Here is a 16,051-nt window from a genome sequence, read left to right as displayed (position 1 = left end):
TCGCACTGACCTACCGTGCCGGCGTCGTCCTCTACGCAGTCGTCATCTGGCTACGCCAATAAGGAGACACGCCCTAGCGCTGTTCGACTAAATCTGATTCGACTAACTCTGGCCTGGCCGGGCTAGGAAAGCGGCTTCTCGGTCTGGAACACCACCCCGGCGGCCCCGATCAGCCAGCCCAGCAGTGACAGCGCGAAGGCGCCGATCAAGTCCGTGGACGCTGTTCCCTTCACCAGCCAGAGCAGCAGCACCAGCAGCCCCACCGCCAGGTACACCACCACTGCGGCCACGATCCGGCCGGACAAGCGGGCAGTGACCTCCGCCGGGTTGAAGGAGACGGTATCCGCGTCGCCCGGGGCGAGGTCGCGCTGCACCTGTTCGTCACGGCGCACCTCGGCGATGGTGAATCCGAGGGCCGACGCCGTCAGCGAACTCAGTGAGGTGGCCAGCACGCCTGCCGCGGTGACCAGGGCACCGTTCAGCGGCGGCGCAACCGTCCTGCCGTCCGGCACCCAGAAGCCGACGCGCAGCAGCACGGAGCCCCAGACCGCGACGAACAGGCCCAAAAACACAAACGCGATGATGTTGAACAGCTGCTGGCGGAGGAAATCCATGGCCACCCACCCCTCATGTTTGAGCGGCCGCAGCCGGAGAGCCCGGGGCAACCGTGAGTCCGTTCTAGCACCGGTGCCGGTACAGGGCAATGGCCGTCGTGCGCGGGACGAAATAGTGGATGCCATCCGGCGTATATGTCGCTAGGGTGGATCACATGGTGACAGACGACGTATTTGCCGTCATTGCTGAGGCAACCCGGCGTGACATTCTGGTATCCCTCCGCTCGGGGGACAAAGCAGTGGGGGAACTGGTAGAGGAACTGGATGCCAGCCAGCCCACCATTTCCAAGCATTTGAAGGTTCTCCGCGAGGCCGACCTCGTCAGCATGCGGGCCCAGGGCCAGAAGCGTTACTACGCCCTGAACCCCAAGCCCCTTGCCGGCGTCGCCGATTGGCTGGGGACGTTCGACGTCGGGCCGCGGGCAGCCGCCGTCGTCAGCTCCCCGGCCGCCCAGATCCTGGAGGGAAAAACGGAGCAGGCTGCGGAAACCGCGGCACCGTCGGTGCCGGCCGCTGCGGGCACCGGCCGTCCGGCCGCCGCGGCGGTGCCCGGCGCCTCGGAGGGCGGCCAGCTGAGCCCGGCCGTTGCGATCCCTGTGGCCACTGCCGGGGACGACACCGTCCCGCAGCAGATCGGCCGTACCGTGGGCCGTGCCGCCACGAAGGCCGCGGACCTCATCGCGAACCTGCCCAAGTTCGGCCGCAAGAAGTAGCCCGGTACCCAAATAGGTAGCAGCAGGTGTCGTTCTGAGCGGTCAAAACGACATCTGCTGCTACCTAGTTGGGCGGGGCCTCCGAAAGGCGGGGCGGCCTACCTGCCGAGGATCCGCACGTGGTCCGGGGTCAGCTCGGAGAGCTTGCTGACGCCCAGCAGCGCCATGGTGCGGGCCATGTCCTTTTCCAGGATCTGGATGGCCCGGTCCACGCCGGCGCGGCCGCCGGCCATGAGGCCGTACAGGTAGGCGCGGCCGATCAGCGTGAAATCAGCGCCTAGTGCCAGCGCGGCAATGATGTCCGCGCCGCTCATGATGCCGGTGTCCAGCATGATCGCGGCGTCCGAGTTGTCCTTGGTGAACGCTTCCTTGACGTCCGGCAGCAGGTGGAACGGGATGGGTGCGCGGTCCAGCTGGCGGCCGCCGTGGTTGGAGAGCACCACGCCGTCGGCGCCGTGGTCCACCACCTTGCGGGCGTCGTCGACGGTCTGGATGCCCTTCACCACCAGCTTGCCCTTCCAGGTTTCGCGCAGCCAGTCCAGGTCCTCGAAGGTCAGGGTGGGATCGAACATGGAGTTGATCAGGTCCGCCACGGTGCCGGTGTAGCGGGAGAGCGACGCGAAGGTCAGCGGCTCGTGCGTGAGGAAGTTGAACCACCAGGCCGGGCGGTACGACGCATCCAGGACGGTCTTCAGCGTGAGCGCCGGCGGGATGGTCATGCCGTTGCGGACGTCCCGGAGGCGGGCGCCGGCGACGGCGGTATCCACCGTGACCATCAGGGTGTCGTTTCCTGCCTTGGCGGCGCGTTCGATGAGTTCGAGGGAACGGTCGCGGTCCGTCCACAGGTACAGCTGGAACCAGTTCCGTCCGTTGGGTGCCGCCTCGGCAACATCCTCGATGGACGCGGTGCCCATGGTGGACAGCGTGTAGGGGATCCCGGCGGCCTCGGCGGCCTGGGACCCGGCGTACTCACCTTCGGACTGCATCATCCGGGTGAAACCGGTGGGTGCGATGCCAACGGGCAGCCGGGACGGCCTGCCCAGGATGTCGGTGCTCAGGTCGATACTGGAGACGTTCCGGAGGATGCCCGGCCGGAATTCAATGTCCAGGAAGGCCTCACGGGCGCGGCGCAGGGTGATTTCGGCTTCTGCCGCGCCGTCGGTGTAGTCGAAGGGAGCCTGCGGGGTGCGGCGCTTGGCCATGTCGCGCAGCTCCCAGATGGTGCTGGCGCGCTGCAGCTTAGCGGCACGGCTGAACTCCGGCTTCTTGAACTGCATCAGCGGCGCGAGGTCAGAATACTTGGGCACCCGGCGCTTGAGGGCCGCCGGGACCGCCGCTGCGGCACGGTTCACGGCGCCGTTCACGGCTCCGGACAGGGAGGTACCCGCAGGCGCGGCAGCGCCGGCCACGTCAGTCTCAGGGGCCGGGGTGGTCTCGGGGTTGTTGGGCTGGATGGTGTGCGTCATTGCTGCCTCCGGGGCATCGGGCTGTGGTGGCTCTGTGGTCTAACCACACTCTAAGGGATGTGGTCCAACCACATCAAGTACCATTGGCCCATGCGTACTCATCAATTGGTCCTGCAATGGATCGAGAACCAGCTTTCCAGCGGCGAACTTGCCCTGGGCGGCCGGCTGCCGGCGGAGCGGACGCTGGCCGAGCAGCTGCAGGTCTCGCGCACTTCCGTCCGTGAAGCGATCCGCATCCTGGAAGCCATGGGCGTTGTCCGGGCAGGCGTGGGATCCGGTCCCGACGCCGGCACCGTGGTCATCGCGGACCCGACGGCGGCGCTCGGCTCGGCGCTGCGCCTGCATGTGGCCACCTCGCACCTGCCGGTGGCGGACATTGTGCAGACCCGCGTCCTGCTTGAGTCCTGGGCCGTCGCCCGGGCGCGCACGGACTCGCCGGCCCTCGCGGAGGCCGCCTCACTGCTCGAAAAGATGGACGCCTGCCCGGACACCGAAGAATTCCTGGCCCTCGACGTCCGCTTCCACCTGGCCCTCGCCGAGGCGGCGGGCAACGCCGTGGTCAGCGCCATGATGGGCTCGCTCCGGGAGGCGATCCAAAGCTACGCCGGCAAACTCACGGCAAACCTTCCGGACTGGGACGCCACCGCCGCACGGCTCCGCTCCGAACACCGCGACATTCTCGCCGCCATCAACAACCACGACGGCGGCAGGGCAGCCGGGCTCGTTGCGGCCCACATCGAGGGGTATTACAAAGAAGCCGGGCTGGGTCCGAAGGATTCGGACCCAGCCCGGCTTTAGCCCGGACAGCTCAGTTAGCGCAGTTCGATCTCCAGCGTCTGGAAGTCGTCGGCCGAGTGCCGGCCCACCAGCACGCGGAACGTGCCCTGCTCGAACTGCCAGCCGCCGTCGTAATGCCCGAAGGCCTTTGCCGGGATACGGACTTCAACGCTGTCCGTTCCTGCCGGCGCCAGGTGCGTTCCGGCGTAGCCGGCCAGCCAGCGGACCGGCCGCTCCACGGCGGACTCCGCACGGTCGAGGTACACCTGGACCACTTCGCGGCCGGTGCGTGTGCCGGTGTTACGGACCGGGACGTGCAGCACAACGTCCTGGCCGGCGCTCACGTACTGCGGTGCGTGGGCGGTGCCCAGCTCAAAGGTGGTGTAGCCCAGCCCGAAGCCGAACGGCAGCGCCGGAGCGGCCCCGCCCGCGGCTTCCTGCTTGAGCCATGCCCGGTAGCCCACATGGATGCCCTCCGAGTAGACCACCTTGCCGTCCACCGGCGTGGTGTTGAGGACGGGGACATCCGCCAGCGCTGCCGGCCACGTGGTGGGCAGGCGCCCGCCCGGTTCCTCCGTGCCCAGCAGGATGTCGGCGATGGCAGTGCCGAATTCCTGGCCGCCGAACCAGCCCAGCAGTACCGCGCCCACCTTGTCCAGCCACGGCATGAGCACGGGCGAACCGGAGTTCACCACCACCACGGTGCGCGGATTCACGGCGGCCACGGCTTCCACCAGCTGGTTCTGCAGGCCGGGGAGGTCCAGGTCCTTGCGGTCGAAACCTTCGGACTCGATGGCCGCGTTGGTGCCAACCACCACAACGGCGACGTCCGCTGCGCGTGCGGCTTCCACGGCGGCGTCGATCTCCGACTGCGGGTCCGCCACCACGGTTTCCTCACCCAGCAGGATGGCGGTGAAGGGGATGACCTGTTCTTTGGGCAGCTGGTATTCGGCCTCGATCCGGACGCTCTGGCCGGCGGCTGTTTCGATGGCATGGACGGTCTTGGGCGGATCGAACAAGGCGGCGCCGAGGACGTCGGTGTCGTCTTCGAGCTCGCTGTTGAACACCTCGGCTCCGTCAAGCGCCAGCCGGATCTGGCCCACGGTGCCGACGCCCAGGTGGTGGACGCCTGCCGTGTCCGCAGTCCAGTCGGCCTCCATCCGGATGGAAGCGGCGCCAGCGGGAATTCCGATGCCGAACCAGATCAGGTGCGAGGCGAGGCGGTCTTCGCCGGAAATCTCGCTGCCGTCAGCGGCAAGGAACGTCACGCGGATTCCGGGAACACCGGAGACCGGGTTGCGGAGCGAGGTGCGGGGGAAGGCCTGGAGGCCCTCGGCCACCTTGGCGCCGCGGACGTAGGTGACCTTGACGTCGTCGGGCAGTGCCTTGCGGAGGCCCTGCAGGGGCGAGACGGTGTACTTGGGCATCACGGTGGCGCTGCCGCCGCCCTGCGTGCGTGCTTCTTCGGCGTTGTGGCCGATGACCGCCACACTGCCGAGCTTCGTGGCGTCGAGCGGCAGGAGGCCGCCTTCGTTGCGGACCAGCACAGCGCCGCGCACAGCCACTTCACGGGCGACGGCGGCGCCGTTCAGCTGGGCGGGGAGCTCGGTCACTGCAGGCGTGAAACCTTCGAGGGAGCCGACGCGTGCCGCCAGCCGCAGGATGCGGGTGACTTTCTCCACGATGGCGTCGCGGCTGACGCGGCCGTCCTTGACGGCGGCCAGCAGCTTGGGGCCCCAGTGCCCGACAGGTCCCGGCATTTCCAGGTCCTGGTGGGCGTTGGCCGCATCCACCGAGCGGACACCGGTCCAGTCCGAGACCACTACGCCGTTGAAACCCCATTCCGTGGACAGCGGGGTTTCGAGCAGCTTGTTTTCACTCGCGGTGGTGCCGTTGATGGAGTTGTAGGAGCTCATCACCAGCCACGCGCGAGCTTCGGTGATGGCGTCTTCGAAGGCCGCCAGGTAGAGCTCGCGCAGCGGACGTTCGTCCACTACCGAGTCTGCGGTGAAGCGGTCCGTCTCGGCCTCGTTGGCCAGGTAGTGCTTGGGGGTGGCGCCCACACCCATGGACTGCACGCCGGCAACATACCCGGCGGCCATGGTTGCGGTCAGCCGCGGATCCTCGCTCATGCATTCGAAGTGCCGGCCGCCCAGCGGGGAGCGGTGCAGGTTGATGGTGGGTCCCAGGACGGCGTGCACGCCCTTGCGGCGTGCCTCCTGGCCCAGGACCTGGCCGTAGCGGCGCGCCGTTTCGACGCTCCAGGTGGCGGACAAAGCGGACGACGACGGCAGGGAGACGGAGTCGTGGCGCTCATCGAAGTCTTCACCGCGGACCCCGGCGGGGCCGTCGGACATCACCACGCGGCTCAGTCCGATTTCCGGAATCGCATGGGTGGACCAGACGTCCGCACCTGTCAGCAGCTGTACCTGCTGTTCGAGGGAGAGGCTGCGGGCGAGTTCGCGGATCCGGGCCTCTGCGTCCGGGGAATCCGGTGCCGGGGCCAGTACGGCCGGTGAGAGTGCGGGATTCATTTACTTGACTCCTTTGATGCGGATGACGAGGACGGCGCCGATGATGCCGATGGCCGCACCGCCGAGGAACAGGGCGGGGTAGCCGCCGAATGCAATGACCGGAAAGGCGACGGCGGGCACCAGGGACTGGGGGAGAGCTTGGGCGATGTTGAAGACGCCGAAGGTCTTGGCGTTATCGCCCTGGCTTCCGGGCAGGAGGTCGGTGATCAGGGCGACGTCCACGGCGCTGAAGCAGCCAAGGCCCAGTCCGGCGATCGCCTGGCCCACCAGGACCTGGCCGGTGGTGCTGCTGGTGGCAATGACAATCAGGCCCACCATCATGATCAGGGCGGAGATGATCACCATGCCTTTGCGCTTGCCGATGCGGTCGCTGATCCAGCCGCCGGCGAGGCTGGTGGCCACCGTACCGGCGGAGCTGACCAGCGTGGCCTGGAACACCAGGCTGGTGACCTGTGATTCAGCCACGTGCAGGTGGTCGGTGAAGAAGTACGGCAGGTAGAGCAGGCCGGCGCAGTAGCCGATGTACACCATGAACTTGGTGAGCCAGGCCCAGCCCAGGCCGGGGTAGAGGCGGGGATTGAAGTAGAAGGAACCCAGGATTTCCTTGAGGTTCAGCGGGGCGGGCTTTTCCGTCAGCACGCGGTCCTTGAAGGTGAAGGCGAAAGCGATGGCCACTGCGGTGCCGACGATTCCGGGCACAACGGCCATCTGCAGCGCGTTATCGAACATTTGCGCGAAGAAGGCGGCGGCAACGAGGCCGATCGGAAGGGTCATGCCGATCAGGCCGGACAGGCGCCCGCGCTCAGCCGGCGCGGCCTGGTCCGGAAGCGTTGCCACAAGTGCTGCCAGGGCGGCGTTGAAGCCAAGCTGGGCGATGACCCAGGCAACCAGCACGCCCGCAACACCGGTGGCTGAACCCAGCAGGAACAGGGAGGCGAGGCCCAGGAGCGAGCCGCCGACGATCCACGGTTTGCGCATGCCGAACCGCGACGTGGTGCGGTCGCTCAGCCTGCCGAAGAACGGGTTGGCGAGCAGGGCAACCAGGGCGCCGACGCCGGCCACGAGGCTCAGTGCCCCGGCGCGGGTGTCCGGCGTGGTGATTTCTGAGACCTTGATGGCCAGGACCACCAGGGCCGGTGCCAGGACCGCCATCCAGAGTCCCGCGCTGGCGATGGGCATGCCGATGACGTAGGCACGCGGGGCCTTGGTCTGTGCCGCAGCGGGCGGTGTACCCGGAGCGATGGTGCTTGTTGAAGTGCTGCTGATCTGTGTTCCGCTGGCCGGAGAAGCCTCGGAATCCTGGGGAATGGTCTTGACGGCCACATTGCCTCCTGACGAAAAGTGACCCTCCGTTGGGTCCTGAGAACGATGGTAGCGACAAAAACCAAGTGTGACTAGATTTTCGGTGAAAAAAGTGAAATACACTGACTCAATGTCAACGTCGAAGCCACGCGGCCAGTACGCAAAGGGAGCGGAACGCCGCGAACAGATCATCCAGACGGCCACTGATGTTTTTGCCACCGAAGGCTTCGAAGGGACCGCGCTCAAGCGCGTAGCGGAGCTGGTGGGGGTCAAGGAGGCCACTCTGTTCCACTACTTCCGGGGCAAACAGGAACTGCTGACGGCCGTGCTGGCTGAACGGGACCGGCGGAGCCTGGCCGTCAGTGACCAGGAGGAAGTGGGCCTTCAGCTGTTGGCGCTGATCGCTGAGCGCAACCGCAAGGAGCCGGGGCTGACCACGCTCTATGCCGTGGCCTCGGCGACGGCAAATGATCCGGGGCATGACTCCCACCCCTATTTCCAGGAACGCTATGCCCAGGTGGTGGCGGACCTGGCCGAGGACATCGGCCGGCGCCAGGGTGCCGGCGAAGTGCGCACGGACGTGTCCGCCACCATGCTGGCCCGGCTGGTGGTGGCGGCCTTCGACGGCCTGCAGCTGCAGTGGCTCTACGACAAAAACGTCGACATGGCGGACGGCCTGTCCCAGCTCGTCGACGTGCTGCTGGCCCCGCCCGGCGGGAGTTAGTTGGTCGCGGGTGCGGTTCCTGAGCTGCTGCGGACTTCGAGCTTCGGTTCGAATACCGTGGGCCCCCCGGCGGGTGCGTCGGAGGGGACCTGGCGGATCAGGTCCCGCATCCGGTGCCACGCCTGCTGGCCAAGTTCGGTGATGGGAACCGCCGCCGTGGTGAGTGTCGGGGTGGTGTAGCGGGCAAACGGAATGTCGTCGAAGCCGGTGACGGACATGTCGTCAGGGACCCGGATCCCGCGCTCGTGGAGTCCGCTCAGCAGGCCCATGGCCACGAGGTCGTTGAAGGCCAGGATGCCGGTGGCGCCGCTTGCCAGAACGGCATCCACTGACTGGTGCCCTGCCTCGAAGGTGGAACCGCCGTCGAGCATTTGCAGCCCAATCCCCGGGTGGGCCGCCGTAAACTTTGCCAGGCCCGCGAGGCGCAGGCCGTTGGACGCGCTCCGGGCAGGACCGGCCAGGAAGGCGAGGCGGGTATGGCCCAGGCCCACGAGGTGCTCGGCCAGTTCCTGGATTCCCTGGCCGTAGTCCACCATAAGGCTCGGCGTATGGGTGTCCACGGTGGTGCGGTTGATCAGCACCATGGGCTGGAGTGACGGCGCCAGCTCTTCCAGTTCGGCGTCGGCCATGCGCGGCGCGCACAGCACCAGGCCGTCGCAGCGGCGGCGCGCCTCGCCCGCGAGGATGGCCTCCTCGCTGGACACCTCGGACGAATCGGCGATCAGGACGCGGTAGCCATCCTGGGCGGCCGCCATGCTCAGGCCGCGGAGGATGGCCTGGAAAGTGGGGTTGGAGAGGTCCGGCACCACGATCCCGATGGTGTCCGTCTTGCCCAGCGCCAGGCTGCGGCCCACCGGGTTCGGCTGGTAGTTCAGCTCCGTTGCGGCCGCCCGGACCCGCTCGGCGATGGTGGGGTCAACCGTGAAGTTGCCGTTCATGACACGCGACACGGTGGCGTGCGAAACGCCGGCCTTGAGGGCGACGTCGGCAATGCCGATTCGCCGGGTGGTGGCTCTCCTGCCCAATGCTGCCCCTTTCCGGGCTTCTCCGACCCCTGCCGGATTTGTCTTCCCGTTCGGGCCTCCCCGTTCGGGAGATGGTTGACGGGACCGCCAGAGTCTTGATACAAAGCTTATAACGCTCCGAGAAAACGCTTTCTCACAATTCTCACCGCACCACTACCGGCCGTCAAGCGGCCAGCGTTCCTGCCTTCCGAAAGGGTTACACCGCAATGGGCAACACCGCCAATACCGTCACTCCGGGCAGCACCGTCGCAGCCGACGACACAACAGCCAGCGGCACAACAGCCAGCGGAACAGCAGCCAGCGGAACAGCAGCCGCAGCCGCCGGCTCTGTCTCCGCCCACCCCGTCCGCAAAGCGCGCATCGCGCTGATCGGCACCGGGGGCCGGTCCGAGATGTACATCCGTGCCATCTTCGGCAAGCACTCGGATACCGCCGAACTGGTGGCCTTCTCCGACGTGAACCCCGGCCGCGTGGAGTTCTACCAGAAACTCATCCAGGAACTCGGCGCTCCGGGTCCTGTCGCGGCCTTCGATCCCGCCGATCTGACCGCCTTCATCCGGGCCAACGACATTGACCGGGTCGTGGTGACCACGCCGGACTACACCCACGCCGACTACATCGTGGAAGGCCTCGAGGCCGGTGCCGACGTCGTCGTCGAAAAGCCGCTGACCATCGATGCCGAAGGCTGCCGCCGGATCACCAAGGCGGTGGAAGAGACTGGCCGGAACGTGGTGGTCACCTTCAACTACCGCTACTCGCCGCGCAACAGCGCGCTGAAGGAGATCATCCAGAGCGGCGTGATCGGCAAGGTCACGTCCATCGACTTCAGCTGGGTCCTGGACACGGTCCACGGCGCCGACTACTTCCGCCGCTGGCACCGCGAAAAGAAGAACTCCGGCGGCCTGCTGATCCACAAAGCCTCCCACCACTTCGACCTGGTCAACTGGTGGATCGACGACGTGCCGGAGCGCGTTTTCGCCTCCGGCGGACTGAAGTTTTACGGCGACACGAACGCCGCCGAGCGCGGCCTGGGCCCCCGTCCGGAGCGGGGAACCGTGGACACGGAGGTCCGGGACCCCTTCGCGCTGGACCTGCGTGAAGACGAGCGGCTCAAGGCGCTGTTCCTGGACAACGAGCATTACGACGGCTACCGCCGCGACCAGGACGTCTTCACGGCCGGCATCACCATCGAGGACAACCTGGCGCTGGTGGTGGACTACCAGGGCGGTCCCGTCCTCAGCTACTCGCTCAATGCGCACAGCCCGTGGGAGGGCTACCGCGTGGCCGTCAACGGCACCGAGGGCCGCGCCGAACTCGAAGTGGTGGAACGCGCAGCGGTGGTGCACAGCACCGACAAGAAGACCGTGGTGGATCCCTCCGCGACGCCGGTCGATGAAGACGACGCGGTCCGCCGCAACGGCGAGCGGCTGGTGGTCCAGCGGCATTGGGAGGCGGCCTATGAAGTGCCGATCGTGAACGGCGAAGGCGGCCACGGCGGCGGCGACGAGCTCCTCCTGTCCGATCTCTTCAACGGCCCCGGCGAGGACCCGCTGGGCCGTCCGTCCGGCTACCTCGACGGCCTCCGTTCCGTTTCAGTCGGCATTGCCGGCAATGCGTCCCTGGAGTCCGGGCTGCCGGTCCGCATCGCGGACCTGGGACTCGGCGCCGACCTCCGCCGGGCCGCCCGGCCGGCGGCCCGATCGGCGTCGACCGGGCCGGCGTCGACCCGTGCCCAGTGACCTGACCCCCAGACCGAGTAAGGACCAGATCACCATGAGCAGGATTTTTGTTACCGGCGGCTCCGGCCGGCTGGGGCGCAGCGTTGTTGCCGGCCTGGCCGCCGCAGGCCACTACGTCATCTCCGTGGACCGGGACGCTGTCCCCGCAGCCCAGCTGCCCGACGGCGTTGAGCAGCACACAGCCGACCTCCTGGCGCAGGGGGAGGCGGTGCGCCTCCTGCGCGAAACAGCGCCCGACGCCGTCGTCCACCTTGCGGCGATCGCCGTACCGTTCAGCGCGCCGGAAGACGTCATCTTCAGCACCAACACGAGGCTGGCATACGCCGTCGTCAGCGCGGCGACGGAACTGGGCATCGGCAAGATCGTCACCGCAAGCAGCCCCACCGTGCTGGGGTACGGTTCACCGGCCGGCTGGCTGCCGGAGGAATTCCCGGTGGACGAACGCACCACCCCCAAACCGTGGAACGCCTACGCGCTGTCCAAGCTCATTGCCGAGCAGACAGTGCAGATGTTCGCCGCTGCCCAGGGAGATGCCATCCGCTACGCGGCCTTCCGGCCCTGCTATGTGATCTCGCCCGAGGAATGGGACGGGGCACCCACCCAGCAGGGCCACACCGTGGCCGAACGCCTGGCCGACCCCGCCCTGTCCGCACCGGCGCTCTTCAACTACGTGGACGCCCGCGACGTCGCCGATTTCCTGGACGTGCTCCTGCAGAAGATGGACACCATCCCCAACGGGGAAACCTTCTTCGTGGGCGCCGCCGACGCGCTGGCCACCGCACCGCTTGCCGAACTGATGCCGCGGTTCCTGCCCGGCAGCTCGGAGCTTGCGGCCGGACTCACCGGCACCAGCCCGGCCTTTTCGATTTCCAAGGCCCGCGAGCTGCTCGGCTGGGAGCCCCGGCGAAGCTGGCGGACCGAGCTGAAGACTGACACCACCCTCAACGACGAGACCCCTGCCGTGCTGGTCGCGGCAGGCACAGGATCAAAGGAGACCCGATGAAATTCGACGGCGTACTGTTCTTCCCCGTCACGCCCTTCACGCCGGAAGGGGCCGTGGACGTGGACATCCTCAAGGAGCACATCACGTCCCGCCTGCCGCACGGGCCGGGCGGCGTGTTTCCGGCCTGCGGCACCGGCGAGTTCCATGCGCTGAGCCTCGACGAGGTGCGCACCGTGGTGACCGCCGCCGTCGAAGCCGTTGCGGGACAGGTGCCGGTGGTGGCCGGTGCCGGCGGTCCGCTGGGCCACGCGCTGGCCGCCGCCCGGGTGGCCGAGGAAGCGGGAGCGGACGCGCTGCTGGTCCTTCCGCCGTACCTGGTGACCGGCCCCACCGACGGCCTGGTGGCGTACATCGAGGCAGTGGCCTCGGCCAGCAGCCTGCCGGTGATCGTCTACCACCGCGGCAACGCCAAGTACACGGCCGCTTCCATGACCCGCCTGGCCGCCAACCCCAAGGTGATCGGCTTCAAGGACGGCCTGGGCGACGTTGGCCTCGCCCAGGAAATCGTCAGCGCCATCAACGCCACCGGCCGCGAGGACTTCCTGCTCTTCAACGGCCTGCTCACCGCGGAACTGACCCAGGGCGCCTACCGCGGCCTGGGCATCCCGCTCTATTCCTCCGCCGCGTTCGCCATGGCACCGGAGATCGCCAAGGCCTACTACGACGCCTACATCTCCGGCGACGAGGACCGCCGGCACGCCCTGCTGGAAGGCTTCTACGCGCCCCTGGTCCGCCTCCGCGACCAGACCCCGGGGTTCGGCGTCTCCCTGATCAAGTCCGGACTGCGCCTGGGCGGCCTTCCGGTCGGTCCGGTCCGCGCCCCGCTCGTTGACCCCACCGAGGAACAACTCGTCCAGCTCAAGTCCATCCTGGCCAAGGGCTACGAGCTGGCCGGTCGCTAATGGGTTCGCCAGTTGCCGGAGCCCAGCTTGCCGAAGCCCCAGTTGCCGAAGCGGTCCGCACCGCACCGCTCATCACGGGTCTGTCCAGCCGCGTCCTGACCGTTCCGCTCCTGCGGAGCTGGGGTGCGGAGGCACCGGAAAACCATGTGATCGTCACCGAACTCCAAACGGACGACGGCGGCACCGGCCATGGCTTCTCCTGGACGCCCACCATCGGCCCGCAAGCGGTCAAAGCCCTCCTCGACTTCGACGTCGCGCCTTTCATCAGGGGGCTCGACGCGAATCCCGAAGGAGTGTGGGACCAGCTGTGGAAGCGGCTGCACGAAGCCGGTGGCGGGGGACTGACCACCATCGCCATGGCCGGCGTTGACCTTGCGTTGTGGGACCTGCAGGCACGGCGCGCCGGAACCTCGGTGACCGGGCTGCTGGGCCAGCGCCAGGATTCCGTGGAGGTGTATGGCTCCGGCGTGAACCTGCACTATTCACTCGGGGAGCTCGTGGCCCAGGTGGAGCGCTGGGTTGCCGCCGGGCACAACGCCGTCAAGATCAAGGTGGGAAAGCCGGACATCCGGGAGGACGCCGAGCGCGTGGCCGCCGTCCGCAAGGTCCTGGGGCCCGACCGCAAGCTCATGATCGACGCCAACCAGCGCTGGGACCTGCCCGCCACCTTTCGGGCCCTGGACGTGCTGGCGGAGTTCGGCCTCGAATGGCTGGAAGAACCGCTCCGCGCGGACGATCTCTGGGCCTACCGCAGGCTGCGCCAACACTCGCCGGTGCCCATCGCTCTGGGCGAGAACCTGCACACCATTTACCGCTTCCGCGACTTCATCGAAGCCGGCGCGGTGGACATCATCCAGCCCAACATCATCCGCGTCGGCGGCATTACCCCGTTCCGGCGCATCGTGGAACTTGCCCGCACGCACAGCATCAGGGTCCTGCCGCACCTGCTGCCGGAGCTCTCCGGCCAGCTCGCCGTGACCATGGCCGAGCCCACGCTGGTGGAGGACGTCGAGGACGCCTCCTTCGAACAGCTCGGCGTACTGGACGCGCCCTCGCCCGTGCACGTCAGCAACGGCCGGCTCACGCTTGCCGGCCGGCCCGGGCTGGGGTTCGCTTTTTCGGACCCCTCCGACCACCAGGACAGGAAATTACTGTGACAACTGCAACCCTCGACCTCACGGCCCTGACGGCCGCCGCCACCCGGGCGGCCAAAGCGGCCGCTGCAGCGTCCGACGTCGAACGGTCCCGTTGGCTGCACGCCGTCGCCGACGCCCTGGACGCCAACGTGACGGAACTGGTGGCCATCGCCGATGCGGAAACCCGGCTGGGTGCCGCACGGCTGACCGGCGAGGTGGCCCGCACCACCGGCCAGCTGCGGCTTTTCGCCGCGGTGATCACCGAAGGCTCCTACCTGGAAGCGGTGATCGACCATGCCGATCCCTCGGCCATGCCGCCCAAACCGGACCTGCGGCGCCTGCTGAAGCCGATCGGCCCCGTGGCTGTGTTCTCGGCGTCGAACTTCCCGTTCGCGTTCTCGGTGGCGGGCGGTGACACGGCGTCTGCCCTCGCCGTCGGCTGTTCCGTGATTGTGAAGGCCCACTCCGGCCACCTCAGGCTGTCAGAGCGGACGGCGGACATCGTCACGGCGGCGCTGGCTGCGGCCGGTGCCCCCGACGGCCTGTTCGCGCTGGTCAGCGGCCGGGAAGCCGGCACCGCGCTGGTGCAGGATCCGGCGATCAAAGCCGTGGGCTTCACCGGCTCCATTCCCGGCGGCCGGGCGCTGTTCGACCTGGCCGTTTCCCGGCCCGAGCCCATCCCGTTCTACGGCGAACTCGGCAGCCTCAACCCCGTGGTGGTCACCGCCGCAGCGTTGCGGGCCCGTGCCGGCGAGCTGGCCGCAGGCCTCGCAGGGTCCTTCACCCTCGGCGCCGGGCAGTTCTGCACCAAACCGGGGCTCGTGTTCATCCCGGCCGGCAGCGACTTCCCGGCGCTGCTGGCCGAAGCCACCAAGGACAAGGCGGCCGCGCCCATGCTGACGGAGCGCATCGCCGAGGCCTACCCGGACGGACTGCAGGCGGTGGCTGGACTGACCGATGCCCTGGGCGCGGCAGCCGTCGAGGTGGTCAGCGGTTCGGTGGAGCAGGACGCGGCTGCACACGGAGCCGCCCCGGTGGTGTTCCTGACCTCCGCGGCAAACGTACTGGAGCGCCCGGAGGAACTGCTGGAGGAGTGCTTCGGGCCCACCACGCTGCTGATCGAATACTCGGACCAGGACGAGTTGGCCGAAGCCCTTGCCGTGGTGCCCGGCAGCCTGACGGCCACCGTCCACGCGGAGCCGGGCGAGGATGTTTCCGGCCTGGTGGAGCTGCTCTCCGGCCTCGCCGGCCGTGTGCTGTTCGACGGCTGGCCCACCGGCGTTGCGGTGAACTGGGCGCAGCAGCACGGCGGGCCGTACCCGGCCACCACGTCGCTGTTCACCTCGGTGGGGGCGACGGCGGTGCGCCGCTTCCAGCGTCCCGTTGCCTATCAGGAGGCTCCCGAAGCAGTGCTGCATCCTGCCCTGCGTGAAGCTAACCCGCTCGGCATTCCGCGCCGCGTGGACGGCGTGCTGGTGCTTCCGTAGCTTCAAAGGTCAGTTCACGGCAGGCGACACAGGAAGATCACCGCCCGGAAACGTTGCCGCAATCTTGTTGGGGGAAGCTGTTCCCAGGAGCATCGCCAGGGGAGGCACACAGTGGAAGCAAGCGGGAATTCAACCATCCGGACGTGTTCGGATTTGGCAGTCGGGGAAGAAATTGAGGCCTGGCACAAGGGCCGGCTGTTCCACCGGGGGAGCGTGACGGAGACAATCCCTTCCACGGACCTGTTCTGGATCGTGGATTCGCGAACCGGGGCGCGCAAGCTGCTGGACGTGGAGGCGCTGGAAATTGTCAGGGTTGAAAAGCCCCTTGCGGTTGAGGCCGTCCGGGCTGAGCCTGTGGGTGCTCGCCCGGCCAGGCCTGAACCGGCCAAGCCTGCGGCCGCGAGGCCTGAACCGGCCAAGCCTGCGGCCGCGAGGCGCGAACCGGCCAAGCCTGCGGCCGCGAGGCGCGAACCGGCCAAGCCTGCGGCCGCGAGGCGCGAATCTGCCCGTGTGGAATCTGCCTACGTGGACAAGGCGGCACGCGCGGAGCGGCTCGCCGCCCCGCGCGCAGCCCGTCGGGAACCGCACGTCGTGTGGTTCTCCAACGCCTGAATCCCGGACCGTTCCGG

At 68.0% G+C, this 16,051-nt stretch carries 14 protein-coding genes; 9 read left to right on the top strand and 5 right to left on the bottom strand.

The features are described from left to right. Nucleotides 1-122 precede the first annotated feature (122 nt). Nucleotides 123-614: a hypothetical protein gene (locus PV761_RS16125; protein WP_347898276.1), complete on the bottom strand. Its 492-nt coding sequence runs from the start codon at nucleotides 612-614 to the stop codon at nucleotides 123-125. A 155-nt stretch (nucleotides 615-769) separates the two neighbouring features. Between PV761_RS16125 and PV761_RS16120 the strand changes: the two genes are divergently transcribed. Continuing rightward, complete coding sequence (locus tag PV761_RS16120; protein WP_347898270.1) at nucleotides 770-1,327, top strand: metalloregulator ArsR/SmtB family transcription factor; 558 nt, start codon at nucleotides 770-772, stop codon at nucleotides 1,325-1,327. Between the two features lie 98 nt (nucleotides 1,328-1,425). Here PV761_RS16120 and PV761_RS16115 read toward each other — a convergent pair whose 3' ends face one another. Further along, a complete protein-coding gene (locus PV761_RS16115) occupies nucleotides 1,426-2,793 on the bottom strand; it encodes an alpha-hydroxy acid oxidase (RefSeq protein WP_347898268.1) in 1,368 nt (455 codons plus the stop codon). A gap of 90 nt (nucleotides 2,794-2,883) precedes the next feature. Here PV761_RS16115 and PV761_RS16110 point away from each other — a divergent pair, with 90 nt between their 5' ends. Beyond that, nucleotides 2,884-3,591 carry an FCD domain-containing protein gene (locus PV761_RS16110; protein WP_347898266.1) on the top strand — a complete coding sequence of 236 codons (708 nt, stop codon included), beginning with the start codon at nucleotides 2,884-2,886 and terminating at the stop codon, nucleotides 3,589-3,591. Nucleotides 3,592-3,605: 14 nt separating this feature from the next. On the opposite strand, the gene PV761_RS16105 is transcribed toward PV761_RS16110, so the two are convergent. Continuing rightward, a complete protein-coding gene (locus PV761_RS16105; protein WP_347898264.1) occupies nucleotides 3,606-6,104 on the bottom strand; it encodes a glycoside hydrolase family 3 C-terminal domain-containing protein in 2,499 nt (832 codons plus the stop codon). Further along, nucleotides 6,105-7,427 carry an MFS transporter gene (locus PV761_RS16100; RefSeq protein WP_231511103.1) on the bottom strand — a complete coding sequence of 441 codons (1,323 nt, stop codon included), beginning with the start codon at nucleotides 7,425-7,427 and terminating at the stop codon, nucleotides 6,105-6,107. It lies immediately after the preceding gene. 109 nt (nucleotides 7,428-7,536) lie between these two features. On the opposite strand from PV761_RS16100, the gene PV761_RS16095 reads away from it, so the two are divergent. Beyond that, nucleotides 7,537-8,130 carry a TetR/AcrR family transcriptional regulator gene (locus tag PV761_RS16095; protein WP_347898262.1) on the top strand — a complete coding sequence of 198 codons (594 nt, stop codon included), beginning with the start codon at nucleotides 7,537-7,539 and terminating at the stop codon, nucleotides 8,128-8,130. Here PV761_RS16095 and PV761_RS16090 read toward each other — a convergent pair. After that, nucleotides 8,127-9,155 (bottom strand): LacI family DNA-binding transcriptional regulator, encoded by a 1,029-nt coding sequence (locus tag PV761_RS16090; protein WP_347898260.1) that lies wholly within the window; start codon nucleotides 9,153-9,155, stop codon nucleotides 8,127-8,129. The genes PV761_RS16095 and PV761_RS16090 overlap by 4 nt on opposite strands. Nucleotides 9,156-9,361: 206 nt before the next feature. On the opposite strand from PV761_RS16090, the gene PV761_RS16085 reads away from it, so the two are divergent. The 6 genes from PV761_RS16085 to PV761_RS16060 all read left to right on the top strand — a co-directional run bounded on the left by PV761_RS16085 (nucleotide 9,362) and on the right by PV761_RS16060 (nucleotide 16,034). After that, nucleotides 9,362-10,894: a Gfo/Idh/MocA family oxidoreductase gene (locus PV761_RS16085; protein ID WP_347898258.1), complete on the top strand. Its 1,533-nt coding sequence runs from the start codon at nucleotides 9,362-9,364 to the stop codon at nucleotides 10,892-10,894. 34 nt (nucleotides 10,895-10,928) lie between these two features. Further along, nucleotides 10,929-11,897: an NAD(P)-dependent oxidoreductase gene (locus PV761_RS16080; protein ID WP_347898256.1), complete on the top strand. Its 969-nt coding sequence runs from the start codon at nucleotides 10,929-10,931 to the stop codon at nucleotides 11,895-11,897. Then, entirely contained in the window at nucleotides 11,894-12,799 is a 906-nt protein-coding gene (locus tag PV761_RS16075) for a 5-dehydro-4-deoxyglucarate dehydratase (protein WP_347898254.1), read from the top strand. Before PV761_RS16080 ends, PV761_RS16075 begins: the two co-directional genes overlap by 4 nt. Then, entirely contained in the window at nucleotides 12,799-13,956 is a 1,158-nt protein-coding gene (locus tag PV761_RS16070; RefSeq protein ID WP_347898252.1) for a mandelate racemase/muconate lactonizing enzyme family protein, read from the top strand. Before PV761_RS16075 ends, PV761_RS16070 begins: the two co-directional genes overlap by 1 nt. Next, nucleotides 13,953-15,422 (top strand): aldehyde dehydrogenase (NADP(+)), encoded by a 1,470-nt coding sequence (locus PV761_RS16065; RefSeq protein WP_347898250.1) that lies wholly within the window; start codon nucleotides 13,953-13,955, stop codon nucleotides 15,420-15,422. Before PV761_RS16070 ends, PV761_RS16065 begins: the two co-directional genes overlap by 4 nt. Before the next feature lie 213 nt (nucleotides 15,423-15,635). After that, on the top strand, nucleotides 15,636-16,034 hold the full coding sequence (locus PV761_RS16060) for a hypothetical protein (protein WP_347898248.1): 399 nt from the start codon (nucleotides 15,636-15,638) through the stop codon (nucleotides 16,032-16,034). Nucleotides 16,035-16,051 lie beyond the last annotated feature (17 nt).

The organism is Arthrobacter sp. CC3 (genome assembly GCF_039907775.1).
GTDB lineage: Bacteria > Actinomycetota > Actinomycetes > Actinomycetales > Micrococcaceae > Arthrobacter.
Note: the sequence above shows the minus strand (reverse complement) of the source record. Positions and strands in the feature narration are given on the sequence as shown.